Raw genomic sequence first — 12,616 nt, 5'->3', positions numbered from 1 at the left:
TTTTTCTGATACAATACAATCAAGTTCATAATTTGAAAGGGGATTCAACATGTTGCAAAGTTCACGCAAATCGGCATGGCGCAGAAGCGCGCTGCTCGTTATTTCAGTGGTGCTTGCTACGACGGTCATGGCGGCGTGCGGCAAGAAAAACGACGATTATTCCTTGGAATTTGCCGGAGCAGGCAAAGGTGACGTCGTCGCAACCTATAAGGATGGCGGCAAGGTTACTGCGGAAGAGTTCGATAATTACTTGTCCGTGTTCAAGATTATGCAGCCTACTTACGCGCAGATTATCGATGCATACCAACCGTTCAAGCAGCAGCTGCTTGAGCAATTCGTATCGTACAAGATCATTGCCGCGCAAGCTACCGAGGACACATTGACGAAGGCTCGCGAAGATGTGGCTACTCAAATGAAGGATTATGAGACGGCCTTGAAAGACAACCCAGACCTGAAAACCGCTGTAGATGAGCAAAAAGTATCCGACGACGATATGTCCACGTACGTTATGTTGACGGCTACCGTTGTCTCACATATGAATTCCAAAGTGACCGATGAAGAGACGAAAGCCGAGTATGAGAAAAATACGGCTAATTACACGACGATCAGCGCTCGTCATATCCTCGTTTCTACGACGACGCAGGATCAGACGACGGGCGAGGAGAAAGAGCTTCGCACGAAGGAAGAAGCGCTTAAACGGATCAATGAAGTGAAGGAAAAGCTGAAAGCCGGCGGAGATTGGACGGCGCTAGCGAAGGAATATTCCGACGATCCGGGCTCTAACCAGAAGGGCGGCCTGTATGAGAACGAGGTTGCCGGCAAATGGGTCGAAGAATTCAAGCAAGCGGCGTTCAAGCAAGAGATTGGCGTGCTTGGAGAGCCGATTGAGGTTGAATACGGCTACCATCTGATTCAAGTGGAGAAGCGCGAAGTGAAAACATTCGACCAACTGGACGGAGCAACGAAGGAAACCGTGAAGAACGCTGTCGCATATACGCATATGGACAAGTTCATGACGGATGAATTGCCCGGTTACGAAGTGAAGGTTACGCTTCCTGAACCGCCTGCGGGAACCGATGCTCCGGCGGGTACAGACGCCCCTGCAGCTACGGATGCTCCTGCAGCAACGGAAGCTCCAGCAGCGGAATAACGGAATAAGCAAAGCCAAACAGGGCTGTCCCATGATTTCATGGGGCAGCTTTTTTTTGACTTCAGCTATTACCGGCAGAAGGGGATGATAGCCGTCTTTGCTTGCTGCGTCGGTTTATTTACCAGAGCATTAACGGGAAAAACTCCTTTTATTTCACGCTGGATGAGACGATTCAGTAAGAAACGAGAAATTAGCGGGAGCAATTCCTGTTATTTTTCTCTGATGGACGTAATCGCAGAAATTAACGATAGAAATTCATTTTATTAATACAGGTGTGGAACTGGTACCTATATGTACTGCCGCTATATAGGAGCAAGTTCTTGTCCATTAGACGATCGTTCGGAAATAGGACATATGAACCAAACTTGTGTCATATATATGTTATTTAAGACTACATGAAATCGATTGAATAGCGGTGAAGCACACTCTTTTCAAGCGTTTTGGTCTTGTTTAAAAAAATCGATGTTAACTATATTGACATCAAAGTAAAAGCCATATTATGATAAGGATGCGAACGATGGTAAACAAATCCATAGGAACGTTCGGAAAATAGAGAAAAATTAAAGAGAACTGGGGAGTGGAGAGATGAAAAAGAGGTTGTTTTATCAATTAGGCTTGCTGTTGGTGGCATTCGCATTGGTGCTGGCAGGATGCGGCGGCAATAACAATGAGCCTGCTTCAACGAATGGAGAGGCATCGAAGGTGACTGACGCACCGGCAGAGGACGGCATTAAAGTTGGTATTCTTCACTCCCAGAGCGGCACGATGGCAATAAGCGAAGTTTCGGTTATCGATGCGGAAATGATGGCAATCGATGAAATCAATGCGGCAGGCGGGGTACTTGGGAAAAAAATCATCCCCGTACTTGAGGACGGCGCATCGGATTGGCCGACTTTCGCGGAGAAAGCCCGCAAGCTTATCTCGGAAGATAAAGTAGCAACGGTATTCGGCGGCTGGACATCGGCAAGCCGAAAGGCGATGAAGCCGGTATTCGAGGAACTGAACGGGCTGCTATGGTATCCGGTCCAGTACGAAGGTCTCGAGGCTTCCCCGAACATCTTCTATACGGGGGCTACGACAAACCAGCAGATCGTGCCTTCGGTAACGTGGCTGCTTGAGAACCGCGGCAAGAAGTTCTACTTGCTCGGCTCGGACTACGTATTTCCCCGCACGGCGAACCTCATTATTAAAGAGCAATTGAAGGCGGAGGGCGGAGAGCTTGTCGGCGAAGAATACACGCCGCTCGGCCACACGGATTACGCAACGATCATCAGCAAGATTAAGGAAGCGAAGCCGGACGTCGTGTATAACACGCTTAACGGCGACAGCAACGTAGCATTCTTCAAGCAGCTTAAGGATGCCGGCATTACGTCGAAGGACATTACAACGTTGTCCGTATCGGTTGCGGAGGAAGAAATCCGCGGGATCGGCGTCGATGTGCTGGAAGGCCATCTGGCCGCGTGGAACTACTACCAAACGACGGATACGCCAACGAACAAAACGTTCGTTGAAAACTACAAAAAGAAATACGGCGACGAGCGCGTTACGGCGGATCCGATCGAAGCGGGCTACACGGCCGTATACCTATGGGCGGCAGCCGTAGAGAAAGCCGGCTCGACGGACGTAGCGAAAGTAAAGGAAGCAGCGAAGGATCTCGAGTGGGATGCTCCGGAGGGCAAAGTGAAGATCGACGGAGAAACGCAGCATATTTACAAAACGGTGCGGATAGGCGAGGTTCAGTCCGACGGGCAGTTCAAGGAGCTATGGAACTCGGGAGAAGCGGTCAAACCGGATCCTTATCTGAAGGGCTACGATTGGGCCGCCAGCATTCAACCTACCGAATAGGAAATAAGTAAAGCCGACGCTTAGACGCAGCAATACATGGGGGAGTATTCGGAAGCTTCGAATGCTTCCCTACTGTTTTTTCTTATCCAGATGACAACCAAGGGGCGGTATTATGGATGTGTATCTTCTGCAGTTATTCAATGGGCTAAGCATTAGCTCGATTCTGCTGCTGGTCGCTCTCGGGCTCGCGATTACGTTCGGTCTTATGAAGGTCATTAATATGGCGCATGGCGAGCTTATTATGATCGGCGCTTATTCCACGTATTTGACTCAAAACATATTCAAAGCGTATTTGCCGGCTTCGATGTTTGATTGGTACTTTGTTCTTGCCATTCCGGCAAGCTTCGCGATCGCGTTTGTAGTCGGACTTATTCTCGAAATGTCGCTTATCCGCTTCCTATACGGCAGACCGCTCGACAGCTTGCTTGCTACATGGGGCGTGGGCCTCGTATTGCAGCAGCTCGCTCGCTCGATCTTCGGCGCGCCGAATGTCGCCGTGACGAGTCCATCCTGGCTCGATGGCGGTTTGATGATAATGGACGGCACGCTGCTGCCGTATAAGAGGCTGTTCATTATTGCGCTCGTTATTGCCTGCCTCGTCGCGATGTACTTTTACATCTACCGCAGCCATGAAGGAAGAAGAATGCGGGCGGTCATGCAGAACCGCGATATGGCCGCTTGCCTTGGCGTATCGACCCGCCGCGTTGATGCAATGACATTCGCGATCGGCTCGGGCATCGCCGGCATTGCTGGCTGCGCGCTTACGCTCATGGGTTCGATTGGCCCTTCTCTTGGCACGTATTATATCGTCGATGCTTTTATGGTCGTCGTTCTTGGCGGCGTCGGCAAGCTGGTCGGCACGGTGCTCGGCGCAATGGGGATCGGGATGTTCAATACGTTGTTCGAATATTGGACCAACGCATCGCTTGGCAAGGTGCTCGTGTTCGTCTGCATCGTAGCCTTCTTGCAATGGAAGCCGATGGGGTTCGTCGCTATGCGCTCGCGCTCGCTCGATTAAAAAGTGATAGAAAGGCGGAAACCATATGCTGCAGCAAAAATGGACACCTCAGCGCATTTGGTTATTGGTCGGATATGCGGCAGCGGCAGCGGCATTGTTCTCTGCTCCGATGTTCGCAAGCGATTTTCGACTTAACTTACTGGCGAAATTTCTGGCCTTTGCGATTGTGGCGCTTGGCCTTGATCTCATATGGGGCTATACGGGCATCTTAAGTCTTGGTCACGGTATTTTTTTCGGCTTAGGCGCTTATGCGATGGCAATGTACTTGAAGCTTGAGGCCAGCGGAGGCATGCCGCCCGATTTCATGGGCTGGAGCGGCCTGAAGGAGCTGCCTTACTTCTGGAAGCCGTTCGAGAACTTCGGCTTCGCGGTCGCGATGGGCATACTCATCCCTTCGGTGCTCGCGCTGGTGCTTGGCTACGTGACGTTCCGCAACCGGATTAAGGGCGTATACTTCACGATTCTAACGCAAGCGCTCGTTATTATTACAACGACGCTGCTCGTTGGGCAACAAGCTTTCACGGGCGGTACGAACGGCATTACCGGCTATTCGACGATTCTTGGCGCTTCGCTTGGCTCGGCCGATACGAAACGCGTGCTGTATTGGATTACGGCGGCGGTGCTGATCGCCGTATTCATTCTATGCCGTTACATTGTCGGGAGCCGCTTCGGCAAGGTGCTGCGCGCGATTCGGGACGGCGAGAACCGCGTGCGGTTCATCGGCTATAATCCGGCGATCTATCAGATGGTTATTTTCACGATATCGGCAGCCATTGCGGGTATTGCGGGGATGTTGTTCGTGCTTCATGTCGGTATTATTTCTCCTTCGATGCTGGGCATTGTCCCGTCGATTGAAATGGTGCTATGGGTCGCAATCGGCGGCCGCGGTACGTTGATCGGGGCTGCGCTCGGCGCGATCGCGATGAACTGGGCGAAGAGCGAGTTCAGTACGGCATATCCGGAAGGCTGGCTGTTCTTCATGGGCGGATTGTTCGTTATCGTCGTCGTTTTCATGCCGAAGGGCATCGCCGGCTTAATCGGTCAAATTAAATTTCGCAAGAAAAGAAAGGAGGAGGACCATGAAGGAATCCGTAATCCTGCAGTGTGACGACGTGACGGTGGAGTTTGACGGCTTCAAGGCAATTCAAGGGATGAACTTAAAGCTGGAGAAGGGCGAGCTTCGTTTCTTGATCGGGCCCAATGGCGCCGGCAAGACGACGATGCTGGATGTCATCTGCGGCAAAGTTCGCCCGTCTAGCGGCAAGGTGACGTTCGATGGCAAGGTCGACATTACGAGGAAGAAGGAGCATCAGATCGCCGAGCTCGGCATCGGGCGCAAGTTTCAAGCCCCGTCTATCTTCCCTTCGATGACGGTGCATGAGAATCTGGAGATCGCGATGCGACAGAAGCGCACGGTGTTCGCGACGATGTTCGCCAAGCTGGGCGACGACGAGCGGTCTAGAATCGATTATCAATTGGGGATGATCGGGCTGCGGAGCAAGGCGTCATGGCGCGCCGGAGGCTTGTCGCATGGCGAGAAGCAGTGGCTGGAGATCGGCATGATGCTCCTTCAAGAACCGGAAATATTGCTGCTCGACGAGCCGGTTGCCGGAATGACGGACAAGGAAACGGATAAGACCGGCGAGCTGCTGCACGAGATTGCGCAATTGCGGTCTATCGTGGTCGTGGAGCATGACATGGAGTTTGTCCGCAACTTCGCCAGCAGGGTGACGGTTATGCACGAGGGCAAGCTGCTTAAGGAAGGCTCGATGGATGAGGTACAGGGCGACGACCGCGTAGCGGAAGTGTATCTGGGGAAAAGGCGGGATGCCGATGTTAGCCGTTCAACAGCTTGAAGCGGGTTATGGCGAAAGCATTATTTTGCGCAATGTGACGCTTACGGTGAAGCCGGGGCAGGTCGTCTGCCTGCTCGGTCGCAACGGCGTCGGCAAGACGACGTTAATGAAGAGCATTATGGGGCTATTGAAAGCGCGGGGCGGCTCCGTTGCCTATAACGGCACGGATCTGACGAAGCGTGCGCCGGGACAGCGGGCGAAGAGCGGTATTGGCTACGTCCCGCAGGGACGTGAAATTTTCGGGCAGCTGTCGGTGTACGAGAACTTGCTGCTTGGGCTGGAAGCATCGAAGACGAAGGCGACCTCGATTCCGGAGGAGGCCATTGCGAAGTTTCCCGTGTTGCCAGAAATGTACACGCGCCGCGGCGGCGATCTAAGCGGCGGGCAGCAGCAGCAACTTGCGTTCGCAAGGGCGCTGGCTTCGAAGCCGGAAGTGCTGCTGCTGGATGAGCCATGCGAGGGCATCCAGCCGTCGATTGTCGATGACATCAGGGATGTCATCCGATCGATCAAGTCGGACGGCAAGACGGCGGTGCTGCTCGTCGAGCAAAGCCTGGAGTTCGTGAAGAGCATCGGCGATTACTTCTATATTTTGGAGAAGGGCGCTATCGCTTGGGAGGGCGGGCTGGATGCGCTGAATGATGAAGTGGTTCGCAAATATTTGACCGTATAGGGGATATGGTACTGGGGTACGAATTCAAGCTGATCGCCGCAAATGGGGAAAAGAAGGTGAGCCTAATCCCATGATCTATGTGTTGATACATGAGGGCGACAAATGGATGAACGTCGATGTCGATTGACCGGCCCGAAAAATGTTGCAGGCAAGCATTCCCTCAAGGGAGTGCTTGCCTGTTCGGCGTTAATTCGCCGCTATATTTGAATGTTTTCTTATAGATGCTTGTCGATGATCGCTTGATAGGCTGACTTCGGACGCAGTCCGATCAGCTTCTCCATCGGTACGCCGTCTTTGTAAAGGATAACGGTCGGCAAGCTCATTACCCCTGCTTCCGAAGCGGCGCCGGGAAGATCATCGCAATTGACTTTAATAACGCGAATGGAATCGACATAAGCCTCGCCCAACTCCTCCAGTATAGGAAGTAAAGGTTTGCAGGGCGGGCACCAAGGCGCAGCGTAGTCAACGAGGGAGATTCCTTCATTAATGGTTGCGCGAAAAGCGCTTTCGTTCTCGGCATTCATTAGCGTCATTGTTTCACTTTCCTTTCATTAGAAGAACGTTATGATGTTATTTCTTCTTGCAGCGAACCGATGCGATCGATCAGATTCGTTTTCATTTGATTAAGTTCTACGATTTGCCGCTCGATCTCCTCCAGCTTCCGCCGGTAGATCGGCATCACCTGCGAGCAGAATGCCTCCTTGTTCTGAAGGACGCATGTTAGGAAGCTGGCGATTTGCTCCGTCGATAAGCCCATATTCAAATAAAGCTTGATCGTCTCGACGGTCTGCACCGTAAGCGGCGAGTATTCGCGATATCCGTTTGTTTGGCGGATGGGCGTAATCAGCCCTTTTTGCTCGTAGTAGCGCAAGGAACGGATGCTGACTCCCGTCTCTCGCGATAGTTGACCAATTTTCATCATCAAAAGCCCCCGGGGTTATGAAGTTCCATAGCTCATGCCCGAGTTGGACACTCGCTTGGATCGGCTTACTGTAAGTATAAACGCTGACATTGGTGTCAGGGTCAACCGTTTTTTTGGCTAATAATACAACTTATTATATTTGTGATTCGCGTATGAGGAAGCTGCAAGGCAAATAAGGCTAGATACGTAGGCTTGTTTGGTTTGGTGGCGATAATCCGAAGCAAGGCTGAGAACGATTTAGGTGAGTGGTGAAATCCATCTAATAAGCTGGGTACGCAGCCATTGAGATAGCTATAAGTTGGATTTCACCGCTTATAAGAGGCAAAGTTGGCAAGTTGAGCGTCGTACGGGGAAGGTGGCGCCAAGTTAAGTGGTGGAAATCATCCTATATGCTTACAAGGTGACGGATAGGTGAGTAATAAGCGGGATTTCAAGGCTTAAGCAACTTTGGAGTACGGAAGCTTACAAATATCATTGTATCTTTTTGTAAAAAGTGATATCATATAAATATCAAAACAATATGAAAACAAGGAGTGTCGCTGATGAAAGAGAAAAAGGCGTGGCACGTAAGCGGGTATATGGCATTGTTGGTTTCGATTATTGCTATGGTTGGCGGTGTTATACTCATCGCCAATGAAGCATCGGGCAGCGAACAGTCACCAATATGGATCGGCATCGGGATATTTCTTATTCTTCTTGCGATAATTTGTTTGACATCTTTAATGATCGTGCAGCCGAACGAGGCTAAGGTCGTTACTTTCTTCGGAACGTATATGGGAACGGTCGCGGAGAGCGGATTATGGATGGTGGCACCGCTCACGAACAAGAGAAACGTATCGCTCAAGGTGCGAAACTTCAATAGCCAGACGCTCAAGGTAAACGATGCCGAGGGCAATCCGGTGGAGATCGGCGCGGTCGTCGTCTTCAAAGTACAGGATACGGCTAGCGCGACGTTCGATGTCGATAATTACGAGCGTTTCGTCGAGATTCAGAGCGAGACGGCCGTACGGCATATTGCGGCGCAATATCCGTATGACACATTCGGCACGGATGACATCCTGTCGCTCCGCGGCAATGCGGATGAAGTAGCGGCCGAGCTGCTCAAGGAGCTACAAACGAGACTAGTCGTTGCAGGCGTACAAGTGCTGGAGACGAGGCTTACGCATCTCGCCTATGCCCCAGAGATTGCAAGCGCCATGCTGCAGCGGCAGCAGGCAATGGCTATTGTATCGGCGAGGCAGAAGATCGTCGAAGGTGCGGTCGGCATGGTGGACATGGCCCTTAAGCAGCTGGAGGAGAACGGAATCGAGCTTGATACGGAGCGGCGCGCGGCAATGGTCAACAATCTGATGGTAGTGATCGTATCGGATCGTTCGGCTACCCCGGTAATTAATACGGGCTCGCTCTACAGCTAACGGGCTAATCCTATGGGAAAAGAAAAGAAAGCATTCGCGCTTCGATTAGATCCCGAACTCCATCGCGCGCTCGAGCTATGGGCTGCGGACGAATTCCGCAGCGTGAACGGCCATATTGAGTTTCTGCTGCGCGAGGCGCTGGGCAAGGCGGGCAGATTGAAGTCTGCGCGGCCTGCGTCTTCGGACAACCCAAACGATCAGCGGCAGTCATAATGGAACAAACCTATATAGGCGAACAAGACGGACGTCCGAACTCCATTCGGACGTCCGTCCTTTTTTCCGCATACGGCATGAGCTTAACAACAAATACTACGGACGAATCGCGGGAGAACGGAGACTACCTAAAGAAAACACACCTCTTATCCTAAGTTCGCGCATTGTAAGGGGTTGCAAATCGGAGCATAATGAACACATCCACAAATAAGGGGGATACACAAATGAACAAAATGAATGGCATATTGAAGGTTGTTATGGCAGGTACGCTGGCGCTAAGCCTTGCGGCATGCGGAGCTAACAACGGCAACAACGAAGGCACGAACACTGGCACGAACGCTGGCACGGACAACGGCGGCGGCAAAAAAGAAGACATTACGATCACGTTCCAAAACATTTATCCGGACCCGACGGATCCGAAAAACGGCATGATTAAAAAAATCGTAGCCCAATACGAAAAAGATCATCCGGGCGTGAAGATCGAGCTCGACTCGCTGAATACGGACCAACAAAAAGTGAAGCTGAAAACGCAAGCCGCTTCGCGTGAGGTTCCGGACATCACGATCGTTAACCCAGCTGCACAAATGAAACCTTTCGTAGACGCGAAGCTGTTCGCCCCGCTGAACGATATGGTTGCAGAGAACGGTCTGAAAGACACGTTCCAAGAAGGTATTCTTGATTTCTACTCGTTCGACGACAATCTGTACGCTTTGCCGGACGGCAACAACATCGGGCTCGTGTACTACAATAAAGAATTGTTCGACCAAGCCGGCGTGAAAGTGCCGACGACGTTCGAAGAAATGGTTCAAGTGGTCAAAGACTTGAAAGCGAAAGGCATTCAACCGATGGCAATCGGCGAAAAGGATACGTGGACAGGTTCGTTCTTGTTCATGAACGTATTGCTACGCACGAACGGCCCTGGCTTCCTGCAAGAAGTCATCGACGGCAAGAAAACGTTCGAAGATCCGGCATTCACGGAAGCGGTTGACGCTTTCCAAAGCTTGATCCAAGCTGGCGCATTCCAAGAGGGCGCTACATCGTTCGACTACAACGCCGGCGAGAACCTGTTCAAAACAGGCAAAGCAGCGATGTACTACATGGGCAGCTGGGCAACCGGCGGTATCGAAACTTCGTCCGTTAACGGCAAAGTGGGCGTATTCAAATTCCCTACCGTAAACGGCAAGGGCGACGTTAACGAGTTCATGCTTGCACCGGGCAGCGCGTTCGCGATTTCCGCAGACAGCAAGCACCTGGAAGAAACGAAAGATTTCTTGAACTACTTCATGCTGAACTTCCCGAAAGAAGCTTTCGAGGTTAAAGGCGCGGTAGGTCTTGCGCAGAAAGTAGAAGGCGACTTCAAAGCTGCCGGCTACTCCGATATGGCGATGGAAGTGCTGGGCATGTTCAAAGACGTTAAAGGCGGAGACCTTGCGTTCGACAACACGATGAACCCTGGTACGGCTCAAGGTCACTTGACGAGCATCCAAAACCTGTTCGTACAGAAAATGGAGTCCGCAAAAGTATCCAAAGAGCATCAATCGGCTTACGACAGCAATAAGTAAGAAGTTAGAAATTAGAAGCAACGAATAAATAAAGATAACGCGGAGCGGAGGGGTTCTTGCTTAAGACCCCCTCCGTTATCGTGTATAGACATTTCGCCAGTGAGCGAACCATAACTGTTGATTGTTTTACTGCAATTCTTTCATAAGGAGGAGCGCGAGATGAACGTACTAAAGGTATCTAAATTTACAATAGCGCTGTTCGTATTGCCATGTTTGCTGCTTTACGTTCTGCTGGTCTTCGTACCTATAATCGTTTCGATGTACAGCGGCTTGCTGGAATGGAACGGGATCGGGGAGTCGACATTCGTTGGCTTGGCCAACTTTAAAACGATGTTTTTTGACGATGCGGTGTTCTGGCCTTCTGTTCGGCGCACCTTGATGTTCGCCGTGTTCTCCATGGCGGAAATCCCTGTCGTGCTGTTTATCGCAATTCTGCTCAATCGTTATGTGAAAAAACCGAACTTCCTTGTATCGAGTTATTTTTTGCCGATTATTTTGTCGGTCGTCATTATCGGACAACTATGGAAAACCATCTATAACCCGGCTTCAATGGGCGGCATGCTCAATCAGGTTCTTGAAGCGATTGGACTCGGCTCTTGGACGCAAGCGTGGCTTACCGATCCAAGCATCGCCATGTACAGCTTGTACTTCGTAGCGCTGTGGCAATATTTCGGCTACCACTTGCTCATCCAGTTCACCGGTATTCAGAACATTCCTGCCGATGTGTACGAGGCGGCTAAGATCGATGGCGCCGACGGGCTTAAGGCCGACTGGTACATCACCTTCCCAATGAATATTCCGATCTTTAAGATATCGATCGTTCTTGCATTTATAGGTTCCCTACAAGCGTTCGACTTGACGATGGTTATGACGGGCGGCGGTCCTGCACATGCGACCGACCTGATCTCGACGCATATGTACAATATGTCGTTCTTGTCGATGAAGTACGGTTACGGAAGCGCTATTGCAGCATTCCTGGTGCTTGTCTGCTTGGTCGCAACGTTCATTATCAACTTCATTTTTGGCCGCGTAGAACGGAAATACACGTAACGCAAGGGGGGAACAACCATGAGTCAGTCAATCGGGGCCGGCGCAATTAAGCCGCAGGCGAGAGTGAGAGGGAAAGGGCGATGGGGAATCGGCAAAATAGCATCGTATATTTTGTTCGGCGTTCTGCTCGTAACCCAGCTGTATCCGCTCCTCTGGCTAGCCATATATTCGCTTAAAAGCAATGAAGAAATATTAGCGGGCAGGTTCTTCGCCCTTCCGGCATCGCCGCAGTGGGTGAACTTCACCAACGCGGTCGAGTCGGGCAATTACTTCAAATATTTGTACAACAGCTTGTTCGTCACGACGATTACGATGGTGGGGGTATTGCTGTTAGCCTCGCTCGTATCGTTCGCGATCAGCCGCTTCCGCTGGAAGTACGGGCCGGCCGTTATGCTGGTCTTCCTGATCGGGATGATGATTCCGATGCAGGCGACGCTGCTTCCGCTGATGTTGATTTTCAAAAACATCAACATTCTGAATACGCATGCGTCTATTATTCTGCCGTACATCGCATTCCAGACGCCGATTGCGGTGTTCATCCTAAGCGGCTTCATGAGAACAATCCCTCATGAGATCGAGGAATCGGCCGTCGTGGACGGAGCGGGCGTGTTCCGTATCTTCTGGAATATCATCCTGCCGGTATCGGTCCCGCCGATGATGACGGTATGTATTCTTACGTTCATCAACATCTGGAACGAGTACATCTTGGCATCGACCTTCATCTCGTCCGAAGCGCTCAAGACGCTGCCGTTCGGCGTAAACAGCTTCGTCAGCCAGTACTCCGTCAATTACGGTGCAATCGGAGCGTTCCTCGTACTGGGCGCGTTGCCGGTTATTATTATCTACTTCCTCCTTGCCGACAAAATCACGAAGGGCATGGTGGCGGGCGCGGTGAAGGGTTAATTCCCTTTG

At 51.3% G+C, this 12,616-nt stretch carries 13 protein-coding genes; 11 read left to right on the top strand and 2 right to left on the bottom strand.

Annotated elements, in window-relative coordinates; genetic code table 11:
• Positions 1 to 49: 49 nt before the first annotated feature.
• From J2T14_RS28780 to urtE, 6 genes are all read left to right on the top strand, one after another.
• Positions 50 to 1,150 carry a peptidylprolyl isomerase gene (locus J2T14_RS28780; protein ID WP_307476522.1) on the top strand — a complete coding sequence of 367 codons (1,101 nt, stop codon included), beginning with the start codon at positions 50 to 52 and terminating at the stop codon, positions 1,148 to 1,150.
• 585 nt (positions 1,151 to 1,735) lie between these two features.
• Positions 1,736 to 2,995: an urea ABC transporter substrate-binding protein gene (gene urtA / locus J2T14_RS28775; RefSeq protein ID WP_307476519.1), complete on the top strand. Its 1,260-nt coding sequence runs from the start codon at positions 1,736 to 1,738 to the stop codon at positions 2,993 to 2,995.
• Positions 2,996 to 3,107: 112 nt separating this feature from the next.
• Complete coding sequence (gene urtB / locus J2T14_RS28770) at positions 3,108 to 4,013, top strand: urea ABC transporter permease subunit UrtB (protein WP_307476517.1); 906 nt, start codon at positions 3,108 to 3,110, stop codon at positions 4,011 to 4,013.
• Positions 4,014 to 4,038: 25 nt separating this feature from the next.
• Complete coding sequence (gene urtC, locus J2T14_RS28765; RefSeq protein ID WP_307476515.1) at positions 4,039 to 5,121, top strand: urea ABC transporter permease subunit UrtC; 1,083 nt, start codon at positions 4,039 to 4,041, stop codon at positions 5,119 to 5,121.
• Positions 5,093 to 5,869: an urea ABC transporter ATP-binding protein UrtD gene (gene urtD / locus J2T14_RS28760; RefSeq protein WP_307476513.1), complete on the top strand. Its 777-nt coding sequence runs from the start codon at positions 5,093 to 5,095 to the stop codon at positions 5,867 to 5,869. The genes urtC and urtD overlap by 29 nt, the downstream gene beginning before the upstream one ends.
• Entirely contained in the window at positions 5,847 to 6,542 is a 696-nt protein-coding gene (urtE, locus tag J2T14_RS28755; RefSeq protein WP_307207997.1) for an urea ABC transporter ATP-binding subunit UrtE, read from the top strand. Before urtD ends, urtE begins: the two co-directional genes overlap by 23 nt.
• A gap of 215 nt (positions 6,543 to 6,757) precedes the next feature.
• On the opposite strand, the gene J2T14_RS28750 is transcribed toward urtE, so the two are convergent.
• Positions 6,758 to 7,075: a thioredoxin family protein gene (locus tag J2T14_RS28750; RefSeq protein ID WP_307476511.1), complete on the bottom strand. Its 318-nt coding sequence runs from the start codon at positions 7,073 to 7,075 to the stop codon at positions 6,758 to 6,760.
• Between the two features lie 29 nt (positions 7,076 to 7,104).
• Positions 7,105 to 7,461: a MerR family transcriptional regulator gene (locus J2T14_RS28745; RefSeq protein ID WP_307476556.1), complete on the bottom strand. Its 357-nt coding sequence runs from the start codon at positions 7,459 to 7,461 to the stop codon at positions 7,105 to 7,107.
• Positions 7,462 to 8,006: 545 nt separating this feature from the next.
• Between J2T14_RS28745 and J2T14_RS28740 the strand changes: the two genes are divergently transcribed.
• The 5 genes from J2T14_RS28740 (at position 8,007) to J2T14_RS28720 (ending at position 12,607) form a co-directional block, all read left to right on the top strand.
• Entirely contained in the window at positions 8,007 to 8,879 is an 873-nt protein-coding gene (locus J2T14_RS28740) for an SPFH domain-containing protein (protein ID WP_307476508.1), read from the top strand.
• A 12-nt stretch (positions 8,880 to 8,891) separates the two neighbouring features.
• A complete protein-coding gene (locus J2T14_RS28735; protein ID WP_307207993.1) occupies positions 8,892 to 9,092 on the top strand; it encodes a toxin-antitoxin system HicB family antitoxin in 201 nt (66 codons plus the stop codon).
• A gap of 224 nt (positions 9,093 to 9,316) precedes the next feature.
• Positions 9,317 to 10,654, top strand: a complete 1,338-nt coding sequence (locus J2T14_RS28730) for an extracellular solute-binding protein (protein WP_307476506.1) — start codon at positions 9,317 to 9,319, stop codon at positions 10,652 to 10,654.
• A 159-nt stretch (positions 10,655 to 10,813) separates the two neighbouring features.
• A complete protein-coding gene (locus J2T14_RS28725) occupies positions 10,814 to 11,704 on the top strand; it encodes a carbohydrate ABC transporter permease (protein ID WP_307476504.1) in 891 nt (296 codons plus the stop codon).
• Positions 11,705 to 11,722: 18 nt separating this feature from the next.
• Positions 11,723 to 12,607 carry a carbohydrate ABC transporter permease gene (locus J2T14_RS28720; protein ID WP_307476502.1) on the top strand — a complete coding sequence of 295 codons (885 nt, stop codon included), beginning with the start codon at positions 11,723 to 11,725 and terminating at the stop codon, positions 12,605 to 12,607.
• The last annotated feature ends 9 nt before the right edge of the window (positions 12,608 to 12,616 follow it).

It is taken from the genome of Paenibacillus harenae (assembly GCF_030812415.1).
GTDB lineage: Bacteria > Bacillota > Bacilli > Paenibacillales > Paenibacillaceae > Pristimantibacillus > Pristimantibacillus harenae_A.
Note: the sequence above shows the minus strand (reverse complement) of the source record. Positions and strands in the feature narration are given on the sequence as shown.

Bases quoted from the DNA above. Each gene is read 5' to 3' on its own strand.
- J2T14_RS28780 (WP_307476522.1), top strand. From the start codon at position 50: ATGTTGCAAAGTTCACGCAAATCGGCATGGCGCAGAAGCGCGCTGCTC.
- urtA (WP_307476519.1), top strand. From the start codon at position 1,736: ATGAAAAAGAGGTTGTTTTATCAATTAGGCTTGCTGTTGGTGGCATTC.
- urtB (WP_307476517.1), top strand. From the start codon at position 3,108: ATGGATGTGTATCTTCTGCAGTTATTCAATGGGCTAAGCATTAGCTCG.
- urtC (WP_307476515.1), top strand. From the start codon at position 4,039: ATGCTGCAGCAAAAATGGACACCTCAGCGCATTTGGTTATTGGTCGGA.
- urtD (WP_307476513.1), top strand. From the start codon at position 5,093: ATGAAGGAATCCGTAATCCTGCAGTGTGACGACGTGACGGTGGAGTTT.
- urtE (WP_307207997.1), top strand. From the start codon at position 5,847: ATGTTAGCCGTTCAACAGCTTGAAGCGGGTTATGGCGAAAGCATTATT.
- J2T14_RS28750 (WP_307476511.1), bottom strand. From the start codon at position 7,075: ATGACGCTAATGAATGCCGAGAACGAAAGCGCTTTTCGCGCAACCATT.
- J2T14_RS28745 (WP_307476556.1), bottom strand. From the start codon at position 7,461: ATGAAAATTGGTCAACTATCGCGAGAGACGGGAGTCAGCATCCGTTCC.
- J2T14_RS28740 (WP_307476508.1), top strand. From the start codon at position 8,007: ATGAAAGAGAAAAAGGCGTGGCACGTAAGCGGGTATATGGCATTGTTG.
- J2T14_RS28735 (WP_307207993.1), top strand. From the start codon at position 8,892: ATGGGAAAAGAAAAGAAAGCATTCGCGCTTCGATTAGATCCCGAACTC.
- J2T14_RS28730 (WP_307476506.1), top strand. From the start codon at position 9,317: ATGAACAAAATGAATGGCATATTGAAGGTTGTTATGGCAGGTACGCTG.
- J2T14_RS28725 (WP_307476504.1), top strand. From the start codon at position 10,814: ATGAACGTACTAAAGGTATCTAAATTTACAATAGCGCTGTTCGTATTG.
- J2T14_RS28720 (WP_307476502.1), top strand. From the start codon at position 11,723: ATGAGTCAGTCAATCGGGGCCGGCGCAATTAAGCCGCAGGCGAGAGTG.